The sequence below is a fragment of the Vibrio sp. H11 genome, from assembly GCF_004804295.1.
Lineage (GTDB): Bacteria > Pseudomonadota > Gammaproteobacteria > Enterobacterales > Vibrionaceae > Vibrio > Vibrio ostreae.
Genome location: NZ_SSHN01000006.1, coordinates 208,912 through 232,609, shown reverse-complemented (window position 1 = coordinate 232,609; position 23,698 = coordinate 208,912). Strand labels below are relative to the sequence as shown.

The following is a 23,698-nucleotide window of genomic DNA, read 5'->3' as shown; positions in this document are numbered from 1 at the left end:
TGCGGGTCAGGATTTCAGATGACGCAGTGCCAGCAGCAGGGCGGTAATGCTGCGGGCTTCGCTGAAATCTAAATGGGTCAGCAACTCTTCGGCCTGCTCAAGCGGCCAGCGCACCAGTTCCAGCGGTTCCGGTTCGTCGCCATCCAACTGTTCTGAGTATAGATCCTGCGCAATGAAGAGTGTCATGCGGCTGGAAAAATAAGAGGGAGCCAGGATAACCTCTTTGAGCGCAATTAACTCGCGGGCACCAAAACCGATCTCTTCTTTCAGCTCGCGTACCGCCGCCTGTTGCGGGGTTTCACCCGGATCGATCAGGCCTTTGGGAAAACCGAGTTCATAGTTTTCGGTACCGGCGGCGTATTCCCGGATTAACAGCAGGTCACCTTGTTCGGTCACCGGCACCATCATCACTGCGTTGCGGCCGCTCGGTTTCATCCGTTCATAAGTGCGTTGCTCACCATTAGAAAAACGGAGATCCAGGGCTTCAATCGAGAACAGCTTTGACCTGGCCACTGTACTCTTGGCCAGAATCTCCGGTAATAATTTGGATGGCATACGCTAACTCCTTCGCTTTCAAACGTTTCTTACTATATGAGAAAATTCTGCAGCTGAAAATGTTCTGTTTTAACAGGCGGCCAGATTGGTGTGAATAAAAAGAAAAAAAGCTGATGCACGGCATCAGCTTTTGATAATGGGTTGCTTAGTAGTAAGAGTGCTCACCACGGTCATGCTCAGTCTGGTCACGCACCGCAGTCAGTTCACCTTCAAACTGAGCCAGCAGTTCTTTTTCGATGCCTTCTTTTAGCGTCACATCCACCATAGAGCAGCCGTTACACCCGCCGCCGAATTGCACCAGCGCAACGCCGTCGTCAGAGATTTCGATCAAACGTACGTGACCGCCGTGACCGGCAAGTTGTGGGTTAACCTGGGTTTGAATCGCATATTCAACACGTTCCATCAGCGATGCGTCATCAGACACTTTACGCATTTTGGCGTTAGGTGCTTTCAGGGTCAGTTGTGAGCCCATTTTATCGGTGACAAAATCGATCTCTGCCTCATCCAGGAACGGCAGGCTCAATTCATCGATGTACGCGGAAAAGGCGCTGTATTTGATCTCTGTATCAGTGGCTTCTACTGCTTCTGGTGGACAGTAAGAGACGCCACACTCTGCATTCTGCGTTCCCGGGTTTACCACGAAGACGCGGATGTTGGTGCCTTCCGGTTGCTGAGCCAGAAGCTTGGCAAAGTGAGACTGGGCGTTTTCTGTAATAGTAATAGTATTTGACACGACGAATACCTGAGTAAATTTGTAGGCTATTTAGTCACCATTCTACTCCTGTCGAGCCGAGGATCCAGCCCTTTTTACTGACGCTTTTTGCATCAGATTCAGCTTCCCGGCTCAGGAGTACGGCATATACAGTAAATATCAAGCCTTTTGACCCCCACATCAAGCAGTAAATTGCATAATTGCCGCATGGTACTGCCTGTGGTGACCACATCGTCGACGATAGCAATATGGCGACTGGCTGGTGGTTCACTGAGGCGGAATGCCTGAGTCAGGTTACGGGTGCGTTCGCGTTTATTCAGTCCCTGCTGCATGGCGGTGGCGCGTACCCGTTGCAACAGCTGCGGCTGGTAATGACACTGCAGGGCTTGACTCAGCGCCCGCGCCAGGAGATCACTCTGATTGAAACCACGCAGCCAGTAACGGCGCCAGTGCAGGGGCACTGAAGTGAGAAGCGGAGCCGGATCCGTGATGCGTGTTGCCAGTAAACCGGCCAGTGACGGTGCCTGCCAGAACTGACGCTGATACTTGAGTTTATGCACCGCCTGACTGAGTGGAAAACGGTAATCCCCGAGACAAATCAGGCGTTGCCAGGGCGGTGGCGAGCGCAGGCATTCACCGCATTGTGTGACCGGCATCGGGCTTGGCAGTCCGCAGCGCTCGCATCGCGGTTGCGGCGTATACCACTCGAGGCAGGCGGCGCATAAGCCGTGCGTATCCTGCTTGGCCAGCGGCAGGCGGCACAGCGGGCAGGCCGGAGCCAGCCAGGAAAGCATGGTTTTTTGAAGCTGATTCGCTAACATAGGATCTTCTTAAATGGCAGCTGTGGGGTTGATTGTGACCGGTTGGGCTGCCTGGTGAGCATGGAATGAGTAGGAGAAAGTGTGACTATGGCGGCAGACTTGTATTGGCAGGTAAGTGGTAGCGGTCCGGATCTGGTGTTGGTGCATGGCTGGGGCATGAACGGGGCTGTGTGGCAACAGACCGAGCAGCGTCTGGCGCAGCATTTCACTGTCCATGTGGTGGATTTACCCGGCTACGGTCACAGTGCGCATCTGCATGCTGACAGCCTGGAAGCGATTGCCCGGCTGTTGATTCTTAAGGCCCCCAGACAGGCGATTTGGGTTGGCTGGTCGCTGGGCGGATTGGTGGCCACGCATATGGCACTGCATCATAGCGATTATGTCGCGAAACTGGTCACAGTCGCATCGTCACCTAAGTTTGCGGCTGAGCGGCCATGGCGCGGTATTCAGCCCCAGGTCCTGAGCGCGTTTACCGATCAACTGGTGGAAGACTTCCATGCCACCATTGAACGTTTTATGGCGTTGCAAGCCATGGGCAGCCCTTCCGCGCGGCAGGATGTCAAAACCCTCAAGCAGGCGGTGTTATCGCGTCCGACCCCGAATCCGGATTCGCTGCTGGCCGGGTTGCAGATGCTGGCGGACGTCGATCTGCGTGAGCAACTGGCGCATATTTCCGTGCCGTTGCTGCGTCTCTATGGCCGCCTCGATGGATTGGTGCCGGTCAAAGTTGCCCACGATCTTGCGCAGGTGGTGCCACACAGCCAGCAATATATCTTCACAGAATCGTCCCATGCGCCGTTTATGACCGAATTTGATGCGTTTTGTCAGCAACTGGTTGCGTTTGGCGGGCCAAAGTAACGGATGTGGATGATTTTTGGCCCGGACGGACAAATAAGACTAAATTTTGTCCTGTTCTGGCCGATATAAAATCAGGCCCGGGTAGCAGCGAATTGCAACGGGCCGGGCGATACTGAGGAGGTTTCGGCTATGATAGTGTCACCGACCAATGTCGGCGTGCCACTCATCGCCCCATCAGTGAACGTTCCGACAGAACAGGTTGCGCGCGATAACCGCGCCCGTGAACCTGTGACGCCGACCGTAGCGCTGACCAAAACCCACGCTGAACGTAAGATTAAAGCAGATGACAAACGACGCAGAGACTCATCCTGGGATCCGGCCGAACATCCGGGCTATGAACTGGATGCGGAGGATGGGGTCGGTTGGGAGGGCGATGATCAACCGTCCAGTGAACTGGAACGACTGTTCGGATTGCTGGCATTAGCCAGCTACAGTGAAGAGCAGGGCAAGGGTTATGCGATGCGGTTTCGCCTGCCGAAACGCGTCATTGATGAAGCGATAACTGAGGGCAAAATGGCGCAGCGCCGCACCGTGATTAAATACCACTACGGTCAGGCTGTGGCGCCCAATACACCGTCAGAAGTGATTGCAGTCCTGTAGTGATCGCGTCAGTGATGAGACTGAAATAAAAATCCCCGCCCGGTAGCCCGGACGGGGATTTTTTCTGTGCGAGTAAAGGCTTATTTCTTGGCTTTGGCAAAAGCTGCGGCAAACGCCCCGCTCATCGCTCCGCCGGACTGTGTTTCCTCGCGGCGGCGTGGTTTACGTTCTGCGTTTGGTGCGCTGGCGCGCGCGCCACGGCTCTCCTGACCCGGTTCATCGTTAAGACGCATGGACAGGGCGATTCGCTTACGCTGCACATCCACTTCCATCACTTTGACTTTGACGATATCGCCGGCTTTGACCACTTCACGCGGGTCAGAAACAAAACGGTCGGTCAGGGCAGAAATGTGTACCAGGCCATCCTGATGGACACCGATATCGACAAATGCGCCGAAGTTGGCCACGTTGGAAACCACGCCTTCCAGTACCATGCCGACTTCAAGATCGGACACCTGATTGACGCCGTCGGCGAACGTGGCGGTTTTAAATTCCGGGCGTGGGTCACGGCCGGGTTTATCCAGTTCTTTAATGATGTCGGTTACGGTCGGCACGCCGAAATGTTGGTCGGTGTAATCAACTGCGCGCAGACCACGCAGAAACTCACTGTTACCGATCAGCGTCTTAATCTGCTGCTGATTCTTTTCGGCGATCGCTTTGACGACCGGGTAGGCTTCCGGGTGCACCGCAGAACCGTCGAGCGGATTCTTGCCGTGCATGATACGCAGGAAACCGGCACACTGTTCAAATGCTTTGGGCCCCAGACGGGCGACTTTTTTCAGCGCGGTACGCGATTCAAAGCGGCCGTTTTCATCGCGATAATCGACGATATTCTGCGCCAGAGTACTCGACAGGCCCGCGACGCGGGTTAGCAGAGCCGGGGAGGCGGTGTTAACATCGACACCGACGGCGTTCACACAGTCTTCCACCACCGCATCAAGACGTTTGGCGAGCAGAGTCTGGCTGACATCGTGCTGGTACTGACCAACCCCGATTGATTTCGGGTCAATTTTAACCAGCTCGGCGAGCGGATCCTGCAGACGACGTGCGATAGACACGGCGCCGCGCAGCGAGACATCCAGGTTCGGAAACTCTTTCGCGGCCAGTTCAGAGGCCGAGTAGACCGATGCCCCAGCTTCGCTGACCATGATCTTCTGCACTTTGAGGTTGCCACGCTTAATCAGATCCGCGGCGAAGGCATCGGTTTCGCGCGAAGCGGTACCGTTACCGATCGCAATCAGATCGACATTGTGCTGTTTGACCAGCGCGGCCACGCTCGCCATGGCGCGATCGTACTGGTTTTGTGGCTGGTGCGGATAGATGGTATCGGTCGCCAGGACTTTGCCGGTGGCATCTACCACGGCCACTTTACAGCCGGTACGCAGGCCCGGATCCAGACCCAGAGTCGCACGCGGGCCTGCCGGTGCTGCCATCAGCAGGTCTTTAAGGTTAGTGGCGAACACTTCAATGGCTTCGATTTCAGCGCGCTCTTTCATCGCACTCATCAGCTCGGTTTCCATATGCATCGATACTTTGATGCGCCATGACCAGCTGATGACCTGCTTACGCCACGCGTCCGCAGCCGCCTGGCTGAGATGAATGCCGTAATGCTCGGCGATCAGGGTTTCGCAGTACGACTGGCGTACGCCCTCTTCCTGCTCCGGATCCGCATTGAGGGTCAGGGTCAGAAAGCCTTCGTTACGGCCACGCAGCATCGCCAGAGCGCGATGGGAAGGTGCCTTACTGATCGGCTCCTGATGGGCAAAGTAGTCTTTAAACTTCTCTCCGTCGCGCTCTTTACCTTCGACCACGCGCGCCACGATATGAGCGTTACGGTTGAGGTGCTGACGAATCTTTTCCAGCAAATCTGCATCTTCGGCGATACGTTCCATGATGATAGCGCGTGCGCCATCCAGAGCCGCTTTGCTGTCTTCGATGCCGTGTTGCGCAGCAAGATATTTGCCTGCTTCCAGCTCCGGATCGGTGTGCGGATGATGCCACAAGGTATCCGCCAGAGGCTCCAGACCGGCTTCAATCGCGATCTGGCCTTTGGTGCGGCGCTTCGGTTTATACGGCAGATACAAGTCTTCGAGACGGGTTTTGCTGTCGGCATCAATAATCGCCTGCTCCAGTTCCGCAGTGAGTTTACCCTGGTCCTGAATCGATTTGAGGATGGTTTGACGGCGGTCGTCCATTTCACGCAGGTAGGACAAGCGGCTGTCCAGGGTGCGCAGTTGAGTGTCATCCAGCCCGCCGGTGGCTTCTTTACGGTAGCGGGCGATGAATGGCACTGTGTTGCCGTCGTCAATCAGTTTGACGGCGGCGATGACTTGCTCTGAGCGAACGTTCAGCTCTTGGGCAATCGAATGACAGATAGCTAAGCTCATGGTTGGTATCACTTGTTACAACAGACTTCTTGATGTGGGGACAAGATAGTCTATTTTAAACGTTTACCGGCGTTGTCAGAGCAGATTCAGCGACAGAAGTGCTACGTTGTGCACAAATGCAGTGGCGATAGGCCCCATAGGTCATCCAGGAGTAGCCCAGTAATTCCAGACCTTCCTGCAGCGCGCTTTTCAGCACATAGTCATAGTCATCGCCCATGATGTGTTCCCACAACAGGTGACCACTGCCAAATACACGGCTGAACACCAGCAGCAGCAGAACGCCACCGACCATAAAGACATACTCACGTGAACGGGTATAGTCTGCCATCGGTGCCAGTACGGAATCTTTATAACGGGTCATCGCCATGCCGATACAGGTCGCGGCGGTGATCGCGGCCGGGATCTGCCAGAAGCCGTGCCAGATGTAGTCCAGGAACTGATCGAGTTCGCGGATCAGAATGCAGGCAAAAAAACCGCTGACCAGCAGGTAAAAACCGCGTGACGACGGGGTGGTTTTCGCGGCGCGGGCAAACATCAGCATGGAGAGTAATACGAAACCCTCTTGAGCTAGTTCGGTCACTGAGATTTCGCCGACATCGTTTTTAAGCACGGCCAGATCGAGATAGAGTGCCAGAGGAGCGACAAGCAACAGAGCGATGATGGCGATAAGCTCTTTGCTGGCGTTGAAAATTTGCTGTTTTGCATCAGGTGCGGACATAATGGTTTTGACTCCGAAAAGGTAACTCAGAATCGCGTAATTCTATTAAAACAGTGTTTTTTAATCTAATAAAACAACCTAAAATGTTCTGTTTTTATCTTTTTATAAATTTGTAAGATTTTGATTATTAATTATTTTGTGGATTAAATGAAAACGAAACTTATTACTCGTGAAGGGTTTAATAAACTCAAAAAAGAGCATGATTTTCTCTGGAATGAACGGCGTCCTGAGGTCACCAAAATTGTGACATGGGCCGCAAGCTTGGGTGATCGCTCTGAAAACGCTGATTACACTTTCAACAAACGACTGCTGCGCCAGATCGATCGCCGCGTGCGCTTCCTGCGTAAATTGCTGCCGGAACTGACCATAGTTGACTACTCGCCGCAGCAGGATGGCAAGGTGTTTTTTGGTGCCTGGGTGGAGATTGAAAACGAAGCCGGTGAGATGAAAAAGTTTCGAATCGTCGGTCCGGAAGAAATTTATGGTGATGAGGTCAAAAATTACATATCAATTGACTCGCCAATGGCGCGTGCGCTGCTGAAAAAAGAGGTGGATGATGAATTTGTCGTCAGGACGCCAAGTGGCGATAAAGTCTGGTTCATCAATAGCATTGAGTATAAAATAGATGCATAGAAACTAGTTTATTATCATTTTTGCTCTGTTTTGTGAAAAGCTGGCATAGTTTCAGTTATCCGTATGTTTTATGATAAAAGTCTGACGCGAGGTCAACCCGGGCGGAAACCTGTCGACACTGATTAGGAAAAGTATGCAGCGAAAAACCAGACCCACCTTACAAGACATTGCTGACCAGGTGGGGATTACCAAAATGACGGTGTCGCGTTATTTGCGTGACCCGGGCTCGGTAGCCCAGAAAACCCAGCAAAAAATCGCCGCTGTAATTGAAGAGCTGGGTTATATTCAGAATCGGGTACCGGCGATTTTGTCTAAATCCTCCAGCCGTGCTATCGGTATTATTCTGCCCTCGTTGTCGAATCAGGTGTTCGCTCATTTAGTGCAGGGGATTGAGTCTGTGACCAAGCCGGCCGGCTATGACACCCTGATAGCCCACACCGGTTACAGCTCGAAGGAAGAAGAAGAAAAAATTGCGGCGTTACTGTCGTATCGCGTCGATGGCCTGATCCTGACCGAAACCAACCATACGGAACGCACCCTGCAGATGCTGAGATCAGCCGCGGTGCCTGTGGTGGAAACCATGGAGATCCCGGCCTGCCCGATTGATATGGCCGTGGGGCTGGATCATGAGCAGACATCGTATGAGGTGGTGCAGGAGATGCTGGCGCGCGGGCGGAAAAATATTGTCTATCTCGGCGCCCGGCTGGATACCCGGACCCGGTTGCGGATGCAGGGCTACGAGCGTGCGATGCGTGATGCCGGTCTGGAGCCACAACAGATTTCAACCGGTGAACACTCCAGTTTCACCATAGGTGGAGTGTTGCTGGAAAAAGCGCTGGCGCAATGTCCGCAGCTCGATGCGATTTTCTGTACTAACGATGACGTGGCGATTGGGGCCATGATGTACTGCGCCCATAAAGGCATTGAAGTACCGAAACAGATTGCGGTGGTCGGCTACAATGCGTTGGATATCGGCCAGGCGATTATTCCTAAGCTGACCAGTGTGGAGACGCCGCGTTTTGCGATTGGCAAGAAAAGTGCAGAATTACTCTTAGCGGCGCTGGCCGGAGAGGAAGCGGAGCAGAAAGTCTACGATCTGGGCTACCGCCTGACGATCGGAGACAGTCTGTAATAGTACGGGCTGACCAGGTCAGCCCGTACAGGCCGGTTTTAACGCTGTTTACAGCGCTGGAAACAGAAAGGTTGCGCCCTGATCGGCAGCGGTGACCTGCTGGCGCGCCAGAGCAAACAGTTCGCGCCCCCAGTCGTGCTGATCGGCTTCACTGGCTGGAACTGTGGCGCTGCGCTGGCTGAGGTCAGCCAGACAGGTCAGTTCGCCATTTTGGGCATCCAGCCGCAAAATATCCCCGTCTTCTACCAGGCCAATCATGCCGCCCCGCAGAGCTTCCGGCGACATATGAATCGCGGCCGGGATCTTACCCGAGGCGCCGGACAGGCGGCCGTCGGTCACCAGGGCGACTTTGAAACCGGCTTTTTGCACGTTGCCGAGGATCGGCATCAGTTTGTGCAGCTCCGGCATCCCATTGGCTGCCGGGCCACTGTAGCGTACCACGACCACACAATCCTGATTCAGCTCACCGCGTTGATAGGCGGCTTCTACCGCATGCTGAGAGTTGAAGACTTTCGCTGGTGCTTCAATCAGATGATGCTCAGCTTTGACCGCGGAAATTTTAATGACACTCTGACCCAGATTGCCTTTCAGCACCTTAATACCACCGCTGGTCTGATAGCAGGTCTGCTTGGCGGCAATGACGGCCGGGTTGAGGGTGTCACCACATGGCTGCCATACCAGTTCACCGTCAGCGAGCTGCGGGCGTTGGAGCTGCAGGGAAAAATCACCGATAGCCGGGGTGACACTGCGGTGTAACAGAGCGCGTTCATCCAGGCGGGACAACAGCATAGGGACGCCGCCGGCCGCTTCGAACTCGTTGATATCGGCCGTGCCGTTCGGATAAACGTTGGTCAGCAGAGGTACCACGTCAGACAGGTCACTGATATCCTGCCAGGTCAGGATCAGACCGGCAGCCCGCGCCAGCGCGACCAGATGAATGGTGTGGTTACTGCTGCCGCCGGAGGCGAGCAGGGCAACCAGTCCGTTAACCAGGCTTTCTGCCGTGACCACTTCGCTCAGCGGCCGGTAAGCCGGAGTGCCCGGCGCCATGGCAGCGATCGCTTTGGCGGCATACTCAGTCAGCGCAGTGCGCAGCGGGCTGTCCGGATGCACAAAAGCCGAGCCCGGCAGCATCAGTCCCATCGCCTCAAACACCAGTTGGTTGGTGTTGGCGGTACCGTAGAAGGTACAGGTACCCGGTGAGTGGTAAGAATTACACTCCATTTGCAGCAGCGCATCGCGGCCGACTTCACCGGCGGCGTATTTCTGGCGCACATCGACTTTTTCTTCGTTGCTTATCCCGGTCGCCATTGGCCCGGCCGGGATAAATGCGGTCGGAAGGTGCGCATAAGCCAGCGCGCCCATCAGCTGGCCCGGGGCAATCTTGTCACAGATACCGAGCAGCAGGGTGCCGTCAAACATGTTATGGCTGAGCGACATCGCGGTCGCCTGAGCGATCAAGTCACGGGAAAACAGTGACATGTCCATACCCGGTTGCCCCTGAGTCACGCCGTCGCACATCGCAGGGACACCACCGGCAATCTGGGCAGTATGGCCAACCGGGGCCAGGGCGGCTTTGATTTGATCCGGATAATCTTTGTAGACCTGATGCGCACTGAGCATGTCATTGTAGGCGGTGATGATGGCCAGGTTGGCACGGGTCAGATCGAGAATGTTTGATTTCTCACTCTGACAGGAAGCCGCAATCGCATGAGCCAGATTGCCACATGACAGGCTGGCTTTGCCTTTGCCGCTGGCGTGCTGCTGGGCTGTTTTGGCCAGAAAGCGTGCCCGCAGCTCGGCACTGCGTGAGCGAATGTTGTCGGTCACCTGCTGAATATGCGGATGGGTCATGCCGTTGCCTCCTGCTGGTACAGCGCATGCACGGCGTGCTCAACCACGACATCGATATCGTCAGCAATCGAGATGTTCAGTACGTCGGTTTCACTGTTATCTGGGCGCTGCAGCGCCGCAAACTGGCTGTCAATCATATGAGTTTTCATAAAGTGACCTTGACGAGCCTGCATACGCTTGATGATCAGAGATTTATCACCATCAAGAAAAACAAAAGTGACGCTTTGATTGCCGTCACGAATCTGATCACGGTAACTTTTTTTCAGCGCAGAGCAGACGATGACACCGCGTTCGCTCTTGTTTTCCAGGCTGAATGCTGCATCGCGGATACGCTCAAGCCAAGGCGCGCGATCGTTATCATCCAGTGGTTCACCGCGGCGCATTTTTTCAATGTTGGCGCGGGGATGAAGGTCATCGCCATCAATGAATTTGGCGTTGAGACGTTGGGCAATCTTGGCACCGATGGTGCTTTTTCCGCAACCACTCACGCCCATAACGATAATACTGCTACCCGTCATACTGACTCCTTAATCGCGAGATCTGAGCGAGATCTCAATTTTAAAATCTGCCGTAAGAATTGACTTTATCTTAGTGGTGTTATCGGTAACATGTTACCCGTAACTTTTGAAATTGTGAACTAATACACAAACATCCAATCCTTGATAAAGGTGAACAAAATGGAACAATTAGCACAGAGCCCAGACCCTACCCAGCTGTTGCTTATCGCTGCCGCCGCTATTGCTGCACTGCTGGTTTTGATCATGAAATTGAAGGTGCACGCTTTTGCCTCGCTGACGTTGGTGAGTTTCGGTACTGCGCTGGCAACGGGTATGCCGAGCGATAAAGTCGTGCCGACTATGCTGTCTGGACTGGGCGGCACGTTAGCCTCAGTGGCCCTGTTAGTTGGCCTGGGTGCCATGATAGGTAAAATTCTTGAGGTGACCGGTGGCGCGAAAGTGCTGGCGGACACCCTGATTAGCCGCTTCGGCGAGCACCGTGCGCCAATGGCGCTTGGTGTGGCATCGCTGATGTTTGGTTTTCCAATCTTTTTCGATGCCGGTCTTATCGTGATGATGCCGATTTTGTTCAGCGTGGCTAAGCGTCTGGGCGGTTCGCCGATCAAATACGCGTTCCCGGTCGCGGGGGCGTTTGCTGTGATGCATGCGTTTGTACCGCCGCATCCGGGCCCGGTGGCCGCTTCCGATCTGCTGGGCGCAGATTTAGGTCTGCTGCTGCTGGTCGGTTTGCTGATTGCGATTCCGACCTGGTATTTCGGTGCTTATCTGTTCAGTATCTATGCCGGTAACAAGTATGTGATTTCCCTGCCGAAAGCGTTTATGAACACCGAAGTGATGTTCAAAGACAAGCAGGATCTGCCGAAGTTTTCTACCGTGCTGCTGATTCTGCTGCTGCCGGTGATTCTGATTTTCCTCGATACTGGTCTCAATACTCTGTCTGTTGCCGGTGTGGTCGATGGCCAGCAGCCAGTGGTGGAATTTCTGCGTATGCTGGGTAAAACCCCGATTGCACTGCTGATCACTCTGCTGGTGTGTCTGGCGGTATTTACCGGTAAGTACGGTAAGCATAAACTGGAAAAACTGTGTACTGATTCTCTGGCGCCGATCTGTGCGGTGATCCTGGTCACGGGTGCCGGCGGTATGTTTGGTGGTGTACTGCGCTCAAGCGGTATCGGCCAGGCACTGGCGGATGTGCTGGCGCATACCGGTATGCCGGTGATTGTGGCCGCGTTCGTGATTTCGACCTGTCTGCGCGTGGCGCAAGGCTCTGCAACCGTCGCACTGACCACTACCGCAGCACTGATGGCACCGATTGTCGCCCAGACCACCGGACTGACTGCCCTGGATCACTGTTTTATCGTGATTGCGATTGCCGGTGGTGCCACGGTATTGTCTCACTTTAATGACTCCGGTTTCTGGCTGGTTTCTCGTCTGCTTGAGATGGATGAGAAAACGACCCTGAAAACCTGGACTGTAATGGAAACGCTGCTGGGGACGATCGCTTTTGTTATCGCCGCGGGTCTGAGCGTAATTTTATAAGGCTGACTGATAATGACTCTTGAACAACAACTGCAACAAATCAAAATTGTTCCGGTAATTGCGATTAACCACGCCGACCAGGCTGTGCCTCTGGCTAAAGTGCTGGTTGAAAATGGCCTGCCGTGTGCTGAAGTCACCTTCCGTACTGACGCGGCACAGGAATCGATTCGTCTGATGCGAGAAGCTTATCCTGATCTGCTGATCGGGGCCGGTACCGTGCTGACTACTGAGCAGGTGGATCAGGCAATTGCAGCGGGCGCAGACTTTATTGTCAGCCCGGGCCTTAACCCGACCACAGTCAAATACTGTCAGCAACGCGGCATTGCGATTGTACCTGGCGTGAATAACCCGAGCCTGGTTGAGCAGGCGATGGAGCTGGGCCTGAAAACCGTGAAGTTCTTCCCGGCTGAACCGTCAGGCGGCACGGCGATGCTGAAAGCACTGAGCGCCGTGTATCCGGTGCAATTTATGCCAACCGGCGGCGTCAATCCTGGTAATGTGCAGGAATACCTGGCGATTAAAGCGGTAGTGGCGTGCGGCGGCACCTGGATGGTACCGAGCGATCTGATGGATAAGGGTGACTGGGACGCGATTGCTAAACTGGTGCGCGAACTGTAAGTTCTCGCCTGAGCCGGTCACTGTCATCCACATAAGCCAACCCTGCGGTTGGCTTTTTTTGTCTCTGCGTCAGGTCGCAGCTTAGAGATGAGGAGTGGGCTATGATAAAAGCAACATCACACAGCGCTGCCTGGTTGGTATGATGGCTTAGCCACCTTGGCTGACAGGGCTTAAGTTAGTAATAAACGTTAACAATTCTTTGAGCCCTATCATGCGCAACAGTGTTACATTTTACTCGCTTCTTTCGCTTTAAGAAGCAGACACTTATTCGTGGGACAGGACAGATGCAAGAAAATCATAAAATATTAGTCGTGGATGATGATGCCCGCTTGAGAGCCCTGCTCGAACGCTATCTCTCGGAGCAAGGGTTCCAGGTACGCAGCGTGGCCAATAGTGAGCAGATGGATCGCCTGCTGACCCGTGAAACCTTCCATTTAATGGTATTGGATCTGATGTTGCCGGGTGAAGATGGTTTGTCGATTTGCCGCCGTCTGCGTAATGCCAACAACATGATCCCTATCCTGATGCTGACCGCCAAAGGTGACGAGATCGACCGAATCGTCGGTCTGGAAGTCGGGGCCGATGATTATCTGCCTAAACCGTTTAATCCGCGTGAGCTGCTGGCCCGTATCAAAGCGGTGCTGCGCCGCCAGGTAACCGAAGCGCCCGGAGCGCCGAGTGCCGATGACAAGATTGTGGAGTTCGGTGAGTTTCGCCTTAACCTCGGCACGCGCGAAATGTTCCGCGGTCAGGAAGCGATGCCGTTGACCTCAGGTGAATTTGCCGTGCTGAAAGCGCTGGTGACTAATGCCCGTGAACCGCTGTCGCGCGACAAACTGATGAATATGGCCCGCGGTCGCGAGTATTCGGCCATGGAACGCTCCATCGATGTGCAGATTTCCCGTCTGCGTCGTATGCTGGAAGTCGATCCGAGCAAACCGCGCTACATTCAGACCGTATGGGGGCTGGGTTATGTGTTTGTGCCGGACGGTAAGGAAGCCAGTTAATCCGATCTCCGTTTCAGTGCCAGCCTGTCTGGCACTGATTGTCCTGCATTGAAAGGTATCCCATGCGCATTCGCAGTTCATTTAGCCAGACCATTGTGCTGTTTTTTACCCTGCTGGTCGCAAGCCAGGTCTACTCCTATTACGCCCTGTTTAACTATGCGCTGATGCCTAGTCTGCAGCAGTTCAATAAAATTCTCAGTCATGAAATCAGTCTGATGCTCGATGATTCGATGCACATGGATGAAAACGGTCTGGTCATGGACGCACCGTTGCGCCGCCGTGTGCTGGAACAGCTCGGGGTCAGTATCTATGCTGAAAACAGTCCGCAGGCCGAGCCGTATCATCACTCCGTCGCGATTGATTTGATGAGTGAAGAGATGAGTGAGCAGCTCGGTTCGCCGACCGAAGTGCGTATGGGCGCGGGAGAAGACAGTTATGTGCTGTGGATGAAGATCGATATGCTGCCTGGTCAGGTGCTGCGGATCCCGCTCTCAGAACTGCAGGAAGAAGATTTTGCGCCGCTGTTTCGTAACAGCATCATTATGGCGGTGCTGATTGTGCTGGGTGGCTGGCTGTTTATCCGTTTGCAGAACCGACCGCTGATTGCGCTCGAAAAAGCGGCCAAATCGGTCGGACGCGGGGCGATTCCACCGCCGCTGCAGGAAAAAGGGGCCAGTGAAATTCGTTCGGTAACCCGGGCCTTTAATCAGATGTCGAAAGGCATTCAGGCACTGGAGGAGGACCGGGCACTGCTGATGGCCGGTATCAGTCATGACCTGCGTACGCCGCTGACCCGGATTCGTCTTGCGACTGAAATGATGTCGCCGGAAGAGAGTTATCTGGCGGAAAGCATCATCAGTGACACCGAAGAGTGTAACGAGATCATCAGTCAGTTTATGGATTACCTGAAACCGGTCAATCGCGACAGTTTTGAAGCGGTCGATCTCAATGCGATTGCCAATGATGTCGCGACCTCGGAAGGCGGTTATGAGGTGCATATTGAAACTGACCTGCACCAGAGCATGGAAGATGCGGTCGGTAATCCGATTGCGATCAAGCGTGCGGTGAGTAATCTGGTGGTGAATGCGCTGCGTTACGGTAATGGCTGGGTTAAGGTCAGTACCGGTCTGACGGCCGATAAAAAAATGGCCTGGGTGTGTGTCGAAGACAACGGTCCGGGTATAGATTCATCCCAGGTCAATAAGCTATTTGAACCCTTTACCCGCGGCGATACGGCGCGCGGCAGTGAAGGTACCGGGCTGGGGCTGGCTATCGTGAAAAGGATTGTCAGCCAGCACGCCGGAGCGGTGGCGGTCAATAACCGCAGCGAGGGTGGCCTCAAGGCCCAGATCAGTTTCCCGACGCGCTGAGCGCCAGCTTAACTGCAAAGCCATAAAAGAGGCTCGCCATATGGCGAGCCTCTTTTATGAGTAACCCGTTACCGCAAGGGCGGTGAAGCGTATCCGCCAGGTTGTGCTGGCAGACTGGCGCGGATCAGTCGCTAACCTGCGCTGCGCTTTGTTCCGCTTGTTTATGGTCTGGCAGCAGCAGGTTGAGCAGGATGGCCGTGATACCGCCGGCGGCAACGCCTGATGAGAAAATACTCTTAATGAATTCCGGCATAAACTGCAGGATCTCCGGCTTTTGTGCGATGCCAAGGCCCATAGAAAAAGAGAGCGCCATAATGAGAATTGCGCGGCGGTCGAGATCAACGCGCGAGATGATACGTACGCCTGCCGCGGCAATAGTACCGAACATTACGATGGTCGCACCGCCCAGCACCGGCTCCGGGATCAGCTGGACAAAGCTGGCAACACCGGGGAACAGGCCCAGCAACACCAGCATCGCGGAAATAAAGTAACCCACGTAGCGGCTGGCGACACCAGTCAGCATGATAATACCGTTATTCTGGCTGAAGGTGGAGTTCGGGAAGCTGTTAAATACCGCCGCCAGTGCCGAGTTGATGCCGTCGGCCAGCACGCCGCCTTTAATCCGTTTCATGTAGACAGGACCTTTGACCGGTTCACCGGACACTTCCGAGGTGGCGGTAATATCACCAATCGCTTCGAGCGCAGTGATGAGGAAAATCAGTACCAGCGGGATAAACAGGGACCAGTCAAAGCTCAGGCCGTACTGCATCGGGATAGGCAGGGCAACCAACTGGGTAGCGCTCAGTTTGCTGGTATCCACCATGCCCATCAGGTAGGCCATGATGTAGCCGACCAGCATGGCAATTACGATTGATGCTACGCGCAAATACGGGTTACGCGCGCGGTTAAGCAGGACAATAATCGCCAGGACCGTGCCCGCCAGAGCGAGTTTGTCGAGGCTGCCGAAGGTGCCGTCGCCCAGCGCCGCATAGCCGCCACCCATCGAAACCAGGCCAACCTGAACCAGGGTCAGGCCAATCAGGGTGACCACAATGCCGGATACCAGCGGAGTAATAATACGCTGCGCGTATTCCAGCACCCGCGACAGCAGAATTTCGGCAAACGATGCCAGCAAAATGGTGCCGAAAATCGCCGCCATCATGGTCGGTACATCAGCACCGCCGGCTTTAAGTGCCAGACCGGCCCCGATAATTGGACCTAAAAAGTTAAAACTGGTGCCCTGAATGGACAGCAAGCCGGAACCAATCGGACCAAAGGTACGAATTTGGATAAAAGAGGATAAGCCGGACGCAAACAGCGACATGCTGATGATGGTGTTGGTCTGATCGGCAGGTACGCCGAGAGACTGGCAGATGATCAGTGATGGCGTGATCACGGCAACGAACATGGCCAGCAGGTGTTGCAGGGCGGCAAAAATCGTATGCGGTAAAGGTGGGCGATCATTGAGCTGATAAACCAGCTCGGATGGACGCGCAGCGTGTTGGGTTGTCATGGCAGTTTCCTAAATTGTAAATGCACTTTGTGTATGCGCTGAATGGGCACGTAAAGCGGAACACGGAACATCTCTGTGATTGCTGTTAATCAGGTCCGGTTCTGGAGTTCTACCCGCTACGCCAATGGCGGCCGAGCCGCTTGGCGCACCGGGTATAAAGGTAAACGTTTGCGTTTACTCGTTTTGGGCGGCGATTATAAAACGTTTGACCATGAAAGCAAACGATTGCTGTAGGAGTGGGAAGAGCCGTTGTTCTCGCTCAAACGGCGCCTGTTCGGCGCTGTTTATGCTTTGACTTATGCTTTGGCGTAGACGTCGCGCTCGCCGAGCCAGCGCTCAATAATCGCACTGGCGTGCTCGGGGTATTGGTCGTGAATGTGGCGCGCAATGCGCTGAACTTCAGGAATAAGGCTCTGATCGCGAACCAGATCGGCAATTTTGAAATCGGCCATGCCGGTCTGCTTGGTACCGAGCAGTTCACCCGGACCACGAATTTCCAGATCGCGCTGGGCAATGATAAAACCGTCATTACTTTCACGCAGCACGGCGAGGCGCTTTTGCGCGGTCTTGGAGAGCGGAGCGTGATAGAGCAGCACACAGTGGCTGGCGACAGAGCCGCGTCCAACCCGGCCGCGTAATTGGTGCAACTGAGCCAGGCCCAGCCGCTCCGGATTTTCAATGATCATCAGGCTGGAGTTCGGTACATCCACCCCGACTTCAATCACAGTGGTCGCAACCAGCAAATGGAGCTGGTTGTCTTTGAATGCCTGCATCACCGCCTGTTTCTCGGCCGGTTTCATCCGCCCGTGTACCAGGCCGATTTTGACGTCTGGCAGCTTGCGCTGCAGATCTTCGGCGGTATCCGCTGCAGCCTGGGCTTCCAGCACTTCCGACTCGTCAATCAGGGTACATACCCAGTAGGCCTGCTTGCCTTCGGTCAGGCAGGCATGGCGCACCCGTTCGATGATGTCATCGCGCTTGGTATCGGGAATGGCGACGGTCTGAATCGGCGTGCGGCCGGGTGGCAGCTCGTCGATAATCGAGGTTTCCAGGTCGGCGTAGGCGGTCATGGCCAGGGTACGCGGAATCGGGGTAGCCGTCATGATCAGCTGATGTGGATAGCTGCCCTGACGGGCACCTTTTTCGCGCAGTTCGAGACGCTGGTGGACGCCAAAACGGTGCTGCTCATCGATGATCACCAGAGCCAGATTATCGAACACCACGTGTTCCTGAAACAGGGCGTGAGTACCTACTACCATTTTGACTTCACCGCTGGCTATGCGCTCCAGCTCGGCCTGTTTGGTTTTACCTTTCAGTTTGCCCGCCAGCCAGCCGACTTTGATGCCCATACTTTCAAACCAGTTGGCAAAGTTGAGCGCGTGCTGCTCGGCCAGCAGCTCAGTCGGGGCCATCAGAGCGACCTGACAGCCGTGCTCAATCGCCCGCACCGCAGCCAGAGCCGCAACCAGGGTTTTGCCTGAGCCGACATCGCCCTGCACCAGGCGCATCATCGGGTGGGGTTTAGCCAGATCGGCTTCGATCTCGCTCACCACCCGGGCCTGGGCATTGGTCGGAGTAAACGGTAGCTGGGCGAGCAGCTGCTGTTTGAGCGTATCCGCTACTGGCAGCGGCAGGGCGCTATCTTGCTGGCCTTTACTGCGCACCGCCAGCATCGACAGGTTCTGCGCCAGCAGCTCTTCCATTACCAGGCGGATCTGGGCCGGATGGCGGCCTTCATCAAACAGGCTGAGGTCAATATCGGCCGGCGGACGGTGAATCGTATGCAGCGCTTCGGCTAACGTGGTTTGATGATCATACAGTCCGGCAGGCAGTAATTCCTGCACGGCGGCTTTGTCGAGCAGGGCCAGAGCCTGGTCGGTCAGATTACGCAACGTGAGCTGGCGCAGGCCGTCAGTCGCCGGGTAGACCGGGGTCAGATTGGGTTCGCTATCTGGGTTTTGTGCCGGGGCAAAGAATTTGTAATCGGGGTGGATAATTTCTAACCCGCCATTGCCACGCTTAATTTCCCCGTAAGCATGCACTAACTTACCTTCGGCGAAATTGTTTTTCATCCCGGCAGTGAAGTTGAAAAAACGCAGCGTCAGTGAGCCGTTGCCGTCGCTGATTTTGACCGTCAGCATTTTACGCCGCCCGAACAGGGTATCGACCGCCATCACTTTGCCCTGTACCGCAGCCCACAAGCCAGGGTGCAGTTTAACGATGGGATAGACCCGGGTACGGTCTTCATAGCGCAGCGGCAGATGGAACAGCAGATCCTGGACACTGCTCAGCCCGATTTTTTCCAGTTTTTCGGCCACTTTAGCGCCCACTCCGGAGAGTGAGTTTAACGGAATTGCGGAAAGAAGCTGCGACATAAATTCAACCAGATACTCATTGACGAGTTAACTATTCAACCATTGGACTGTCTATTTGTACAGGGGCAATTAGTGAACAGCGCGCAATTACGCGCTCTGCATCGCCTTCCACCAGTCTTGGTCTGCAACGATTTGCCCTTCATCATCCAGTTGCGGGTAGGCCAGACCTTTACGCTTGGCCACTTTAGCCAGCACTGGGTGACCACGTTCGAACAGGATGCGCTGAATCGTTTCATCCGGTAATGGGCTGGCATCGCGCTGATACATGCCGGCGTCCTGACGCTGGCGCTGTGCTTCATACAGGATCAGCGCACCGGCCACCGATACATTGAGTGACTGCACCATGCCGACCATAGGGATGACGATATCCTGATCCGCTAATGCCAGGGCCTGCTTGGAAATACCGACTTTTTCACTGCCGAGGATGATAGCGGTTGGCTTGGTGTAATCGATACTGCGAAAATCGACCGCCTGATCCGACAGATGAGTGACCAGCACTTGCATGCCCTGTGCTTTAAGATGTTGAATGGCTTCCAGCGTAGTGTCGTGAGTTTCCACTTCGACCCAGTTACGTGCACCGGCCGAGGTGTGGCCGAGAGTACGCATCTGCTCATTGGGCCACACCGCATGGATTTTATGCAGGCCGACCGCGTCTGCGGTGCGGATCACGGCGGAGACATTGTTCGGTTTGTGGACTTCTTCCAGGCAGACCGTCAAATCGGTCTGGCGTGCTTTCAGTACTTGCTGAATGCGGGAGTAACGCTCTGAGTTCATGTTCGGATTCTTCAGTTAATAGTATGGCCGTTTCCTCCGGGCGGGCCATATGAATAAAAATGCCCCTGATAGGTTGGCCTATCAAGGGCATGATTTCCCTTGCTGCAAGCACTGCGCAGACGCGCGGCATTATCAGGCAGCGGGAGTTAGTGTTTTCTGCGGCGTACCTTGAGGGTGTACGGCATAGTGCGGATCTTACGCATGATGCCAGCCAGATGAACACGGTCTTTGGTGGTCAGCAACACAGTCACTGTATAGAGGCGGCCATCGCGTTCTTCGGTCGACAGACCATGAATGTTCGAGCCGGTCTTCGAGATCACATTGGTCAGTTCTGCCAGAGCGCCCTGACGGTTCTGCATGTCGACTTTCAGTTCGGCAATGAACTCCTGATCGTAGTCTCGGGTCCATTCCACCGCCATGTACTTGTCCGGTTCACGCTGGTAACCACGCACGTTCGGACAGGTTTCACGGTGCACAACCAGACCACGACCCGGGGAGACATGGGCAATGATTGAATCGTCCGGGATCGGATGACAACAGTTGGCAAAGGTCAGCAGAATGCCATCCGCACCGCGGATTGGCAGTTTCTTCTTCGGCTTACCGTCATTGCTGCTGGTCGCGGTCAGAGCTTCTGCATCGCCAAGTAAACGACGTGCAATGACTATGCTCATCAGCTCACCCAGACCAATTGCAGCCAGCAGATCGTTCTCGCTGGCGATCTTGAGATCGCTCAGCACCTGAGTGAGGCTTTCCTGGCCGATGTCGCTCAGTGACGGGCCACCCAGCGCATGGTTGAGCAGACGACGACCGAGTGAAATCGACTCTTCACGGCGCATGGTTTTCAGTACCTGACGAATCTTGGTGCGTGCACGTGAGGTCACGACATAGTTGAGCCAGGCTGCATTCGGACGCGCGCCCGGTGCACTGATGATCTCAACCGTCTGGCCGTTCTTGAGAGATTTACTCAGCGGGTAAGGCGTGCGATCGACGCGGGCGCCGACACAGGTGTTACCCACATCGGTATGGACGGCATAGGCAAAATCGACCGCGGTCGCGCCGACGGGTAATTCGACAATGCGGCCTTTCGGTGTGAAGACGTAAATCTCGTCTGGGAACAGATCCGATTTCACGTTTTCAATGAATTCAAAGGAGTTACCGGCACTTTGCTGCAGCTCAAGCAGGCTTTGCATCCAGCGCTGCGCTTTAATTTGTGCCGTGGTTCCGCCACGTTCGCCGTTGGCTTTGTAAGACCAGTGTGCCGCCACACCTTTGTCCGCCATCTGGTCCATGTCTTCGGTACGGATCTGCACCTCGACCGGCACGCCGTGCGGGCCGACCATAGAGGTGTGGATCGACTGATAGCCGTTGGCTTTAGGTACTGCGATGTAATCTTTCATCCGCCCCGGACGTGGCTTGTACAGGCCGTGTACCTGACCGAGCACGCGATAACAGGTATCGGCGCTATCGACAATCACGCGGAAGGCGTAAATATCCATGATGGTATGAAAACGCTGTTCTTTGGTTTTCATCTTGTTGTAGATGGAGAACAGGTTTTTCTCGCGCCCGAGCACACGTGCCGGCAGTCCGACTTCCTGCAGACGATCTTCGATTTCGTTGTGGATGCGCTGAATCATCTCTTTACGGTTACCGCGCGCCGCTTTAACCACCTCTTTTAACACGCGGTAGCGGTTAGGATATAAGGCTTCAAAGCCGAGTTCTTCGAGCTCGGTTTTGATGTTGTGAATACCGAGACGGTGGGCGAGCGGGGCGTAAATTTCCAGCGTTTCGCGCGCGATACGACGTTTCTTATCCGGACGCAGGGCACCTAAGGTGCGCATGTTGTGGGTACGGTCAGAGAGCTTGATCAGAATAACGCGGATGTCCTGCACCATGGCGAGAACCATTTTGCGGAAGTTTTCGGCCTGAGCCTCTTTGCGATCGCGGAATTTGAGTTTATCCAGTTTGGATACGCCATCAACCAGTTCTGCGACTGCCTGACCAAACTGCTGCTCCAAATCTTCTTTGGTGACATCACAGTCTTCGATGACATCATGCAGGAGAGCGGCTTGCAGAGTTTCCAGATCCAGGCGCATTTCGGCCAGGATGCGGGCTACGGCAACGGGATGGATAATGTAAGGTTCACCGCTGGAGCGGGTTTGCCCTTCATGGGCATCTCTTGCCACGACATAAGATTGGCGCAGAGCCTCAATTTGAGGCTCTGAGAGATATTCCTGGGCAACATCTTTGAGGCTATCGAATAGATACAAATTTCAGGCCCGAGTGTTGATTAATTCCTGAGGCAGAATTAACGGTTGTGCACGATGCTGCTTACCGCTGCCAATTCTGCCGCTTCTTGCTCTTGCTGCTCTTGGCGTTCACGCGCGTCTAGCACATCTTTAGTGATAAGACCTTCTTCGATTTCGCGCAGAGCGATAACCGTTGGCTTATCGTTCTCTTCCGGCACCAGAGAGTCTTTACCGCCAGTTTGCATTTGACGAGCGCGGCGAGCCGCAATCAGAACCAAGTCGAAACGGTTACCAACTTTTTCAACAGCGTCTTGAACAGTTACGCGTGCCATGAGAACTCCAAATAGTTAACTAAAATGTTGAATGACGAGAAAGTATACAACCTAACGCTGTGAGATACTAGCGACAGGCTGGCAAATTCATTAATCCTTATCTGCGGCGCAACCACCGCAGATTAAGGCGAGGCGGGATTACTCCGCCAGAAGCTCAGACAGCATAGCGCTATATTTAGCAGCTTGTTTATCCTGCTTCAATCTTTCCGCACGGATGATGGCTTTAAAGTCAATCAGCGCGACATCGAAATCATCGTTGATGATGACATAGTCGTACTCGCCGTAGTGGGAGATTTCCGACCGGGCTTCGCTCATGCGCTTGGCAATCACCGCTTCGCTGTCCTGGCCGCGAGCGTTGAGACGGCGCTCCAGCTCTTCTTTGGACGGCGGCAGAATAAAGATACTTTTGCTGTGGGGCATCTGGGTACGGATCTGACGTGCACCCTGCCAGTCGATGTCAAGGAACACATCGATACCTTTATTCAGGGTCTCTTCAATCCATACCCGTGAGGTACCGTAATAGTTACCGAACACTTCGGCATACTCTAGAAATTCGCCTTTGCCGATCAGCTCTTCAAAGTGCTCTTTCTGTACGAAGTGGTAATGTACGCCATCTTGTTCACCCGGGCGCATGCCGCGTGTGGTGTGCGAGACCGAGACTTTCATCGCATAGGTCGGGTTACGTTCCAACAATGCTGAGATCAAGCTCGATTTTCCTGCGCCACTCGGTGCAGAAACAATATAGAGAGTACCTTTGCCCATTAGTTCGGTTCCACTTTGGTTGGGATCGTGTGCTCAACCTGGCGGTTGGGCAGCCTGAAAGCAGTTCTGACCGCGTTCATCTCATTGAGAGGCTGAATTTAGGTCAGAAAAATGGAGGCGAAGATTAGCACGATCTTCAGGATCTTCTCAAGCAAAAGGTCATCTGCGCTGATCCATGCCGAGTTGGTTGCGGACGCTGCCGACTCGGCGCGCGGCGGCGATATTGATCATCCGCCAGCCTCTTGCGGCACAAGCGGATTGCGGTATAATCGCCGCCCCGTCGCGATTGGCTGATTTTTCGCCGTCCGATACGATAATTTATCAGGAAACAGCGTTTTCCATTTGGGTTCCCTCGCCCCCAAACCAAACCAAAA

The 23,698-nt window shown here is 54.5% G+C and carries 21 protein-coding genes; 8 read left to right on the top strand and 13 right to left on the bottom strand.

Translation table 11 applies throughout. The features are described 5' to 3' along the window. Positions 1-6: 6 nt before the first annotated feature. The 3 genes from nudE to E6C74_RS11965 all read right to left on the bottom strand — a co-directional run bounded on the left by nudE (position 7) and on the right by E6C74_RS11965 (position 2,088). A complete protein-coding gene (gene nudE, locus E6C74_RS11975; protein WP_136485443.1) occupies positions 7-555 on the bottom strand; it encodes an ADP compounds hydrolase NudE in 549 nt (182 codons plus the stop codon). Between the two features lie 145 nt (positions 556-700). Then, entirely contained in the window at positions 701-1,288 is a 588-nt protein-coding gene (nfuA, locus tag E6C74_RS11970) for a Fe-S biogenesis protein NfuA (RefSeq protein ID WP_136485441.1), read from the bottom strand. Between the two features lie 98 nt (positions 1,289-1,386). Beyond that, complete coding sequence (locus E6C74_RS11965) at positions 1,387-2,088, bottom strand: phosphoribosyltransferase family protein (RefSeq protein WP_136485439.1); 702 nt, start codon at positions 2,086-2,088, stop codon at positions 1,387-1,389. Positions 2,089-2,175: 87 nt separating this feature from the next. Between E6C74_RS11965 and bioH the strand changes: the two genes are divergently transcribed. Together bioH and E6C74_RS11955 are read left to right on the top strand one after the other, a co-directional pair. Beyond that, positions 2,176-2,946 (top strand): pimeloyl-ACP methyl ester esterase BioH, encoded by a 771-nt coding sequence (gene bioH, locus E6C74_RS11960; protein ID WP_136485517.1) that lies wholly within the window; start codon positions 2,176-2,178, stop codon positions 2,944-2,946. Between the two features lie 129 nt (positions 2,947-3,075). Further along, positions 3,076-3,546: an ATP-dependent Lon protease gene (locus E6C74_RS11955; protein WP_136485437.1), complete on the top strand. Its 471-nt coding sequence runs from the start codon at positions 3,076-3,078 to the stop codon at positions 3,544-3,546. Positions 3,547-3,626: 80 nt separating this feature from the next. Here E6C74_RS11955 and E6C74_RS11950 read toward each other — a convergent pair whose 3' ends face one another. Together E6C74_RS11950 and E6C74_RS11945 are read right to left on the bottom strand one after the other, a co-directional pair. Beyond that, the gene (locus E6C74_RS11950) at positions 3,627-5,933 is read right to left on the bottom strand and encodes a Tex family protein (RefSeq protein ID WP_136485434.1); all 2,307 of its coding nucleotides are present in this window, start codon (positions 5,931-5,933) and stop codon (positions 3,627-3,629) included. Positions 5,934-5,988: 55 nt separating this feature from the next. Then, positions 5,989-6,651 (bottom strand): hypothetical protein, encoded by a 663-nt coding sequence (locus E6C74_RS11945; RefSeq protein WP_136485432.1) that lies wholly within the window; start codon positions 6,649-6,651, stop codon positions 5,989-5,991. Positions 6,652-6,798: 147 nt separating this feature from the next. Here E6C74_RS11945 and greB point away from each other — a divergent pair, with 147 nt between their 5' ends. After that, a complete protein-coding gene (gene greB, locus E6C74_RS11940) occupies positions 6,799-7,284 on the top strand; it encodes a transcription elongation factor GreB (RefSeq protein ID WP_136485430.1) in 486 nt (161 codons plus the stop codon). A 133-nt stretch (positions 7,285-7,417) separates the two neighbouring features. Continuing rightward, a complete protein-coding gene (locus tag E6C74_RS11935; RefSeq protein ID WP_136485428.1) occupies positions 7,418-8,416 on the top strand; it encodes a LacI family DNA-binding transcriptional regulator in 999 nt (332 codons plus the stop codon). Between the two features lie 48 nt (positions 8,417-8,464). Here the strand turns inward: E6C74_RS11935 and edd are convergent, their stop codons facing one another. Together edd and E6C74_RS11925 are read right to left on the bottom strand one after the other, a co-directional pair. Next, positions 8,465-10,270: a phosphogluconate dehydratase gene (gene edd, locus E6C74_RS11930; protein ID WP_136485426.1), complete on the bottom strand. Its 1,806-nt coding sequence runs from the start codon at positions 10,268-10,270 to the stop codon at positions 8,465-8,467. Continuing rightward, positions 10,267-10,788 carry a gluconokinase gene (locus E6C74_RS11925; protein WP_136485424.1) on the bottom strand — a complete coding sequence of 174 codons (522 nt, stop codon included), beginning with the start codon at positions 10,786-10,788 and terminating at the stop codon, positions 10,267-10,269. The genes edd and E6C74_RS11925 overlap by 4 nt, the downstream gene beginning before the upstream one ends. A gap of 159 nt (positions 10,789-10,947) precedes the next feature. Here E6C74_RS11925 and E6C74_RS11920 point away from each other — a divergent pair, with 159 nt between their 5' ends. The 4 genes from E6C74_RS11920 to envZ all read left to right on the top strand — a co-directional run bounded on the left by E6C74_RS11920 (position 10,948) and on the right by envZ (position 15,322). After that, positions 10,948-12,327, top strand: a complete 1,380-nt coding sequence (locus E6C74_RS11920) for a GntP family permease (protein WP_136485422.1) — start codon at positions 10,948-10,950, stop codon at positions 12,325-12,327. 12 nt (positions 12,328-12,339) lie between these two features. Continuing rightward, a complete protein-coding gene (locus E6C74_RS11915) occupies positions 12,340-12,945 on the top strand; it encodes a bifunctional 4-hydroxy-2-oxoglutarate aldolase/2-dehydro-3-deoxy-phosphogluconate aldolase (RefSeq protein ID WP_136485420.1) in 606 nt (201 codons plus the stop codon). Positions 12,946-13,229: 284 nt separating this feature from the next. Beyond that, positions 13,230-13,952, top strand: coding sequence for a two-component system response regulator OmpR (ompR, locus tag E6C74_RS11910; protein ID WP_136485418.1), 723 nt, complete (start codon positions 13,230-13,232; stop codon positions 13,950-13,952). A gap of 62 nt (positions 13,953-14,014) precedes the next feature. After that, positions 14,015-15,322 carry a two-component system sensor histidine kinase EnvZ gene (gene envZ, locus E6C74_RS11905; protein WP_136485416.1) on the top strand — a complete coding sequence of 436 codons (1,308 nt, stop codon included), beginning with the start codon at positions 14,015-14,017 and terminating at the stop codon, positions 15,320-15,322. Positions 15,323-15,446: 124 nt separating this feature from the next. Here envZ and E6C74_RS11900 read toward each other — a convergent pair whose 3' ends face one another. From E6C74_RS11900 to gmk, 6 genes are all read right to left on the bottom strand, one after another. Next, positions 15,447-16,835 carry a uracil-xanthine permease family protein gene (locus E6C74_RS11900; protein ID WP_136485414.1) on the bottom strand — a complete coding sequence of 463 codons (1,389 nt, stop codon included), beginning with the start codon at positions 16,833-16,835 and terminating at the stop codon, positions 15,447-15,449. Between the two features lie 296 nt (positions 16,836-17,131). Further along, on the bottom strand, positions 17,132-19,210 hold the full coding sequence (gene recG / locus E6C74_RS11895) for an ATP-dependent DNA helicase RecG (RefSeq protein ID WP_136485412.1): 2,079 nt from the start codon (positions 19,208-19,210) through the stop codon (positions 17,132-17,134). Positions 19,211-19,297: 87 nt separating this feature from the next. Continuing rightward, complete coding sequence (gene trmH, locus E6C74_RS11890) at positions 19,298-19,984, bottom strand: tRNA (guanosine(18)-2'-O)-methyltransferase TrmH (RefSeq protein WP_136485410.1); 687 nt, start codon at positions 19,982-19,984, stop codon at positions 19,298-19,300. 146 nt (positions 19,985-20,130) lie between these two features. Next, on the bottom strand, positions 20,131-22,251 hold the full coding sequence (gene spoT / locus E6C74_RS11885; protein WP_136485408.1) for a bifunctional GTP diphosphokinase/guanosine-3',5'-bis pyrophosphate 3'-pyrophosphohydrolase: 2,121 nt from the start codon (positions 22,249-22,251) through the stop codon (positions 20,131-20,133). 38 nt (positions 22,252-22,289) lie between these two features. Next, positions 22,290-22,562, bottom strand: coding sequence for a DNA-directed RNA polymerase subunit omega (gene rpoZ / locus E6C74_RS11880; RefSeq protein WP_004728487.1), 273 nt, complete (start codon positions 22,560-22,562; stop codon positions 22,290-22,292). 138 nt (positions 22,563-22,700) lie between these two features. Then, complete coding sequence (gene gmk / locus E6C74_RS11875; protein WP_136485406.1) at positions 22,701-23,324, bottom strand: guanylate kinase; 624 nt, start codon at positions 23,322-23,324, stop codon at positions 22,701-22,703. Positions 23,325-23,698: the final 374 nt, after the last annotated feature.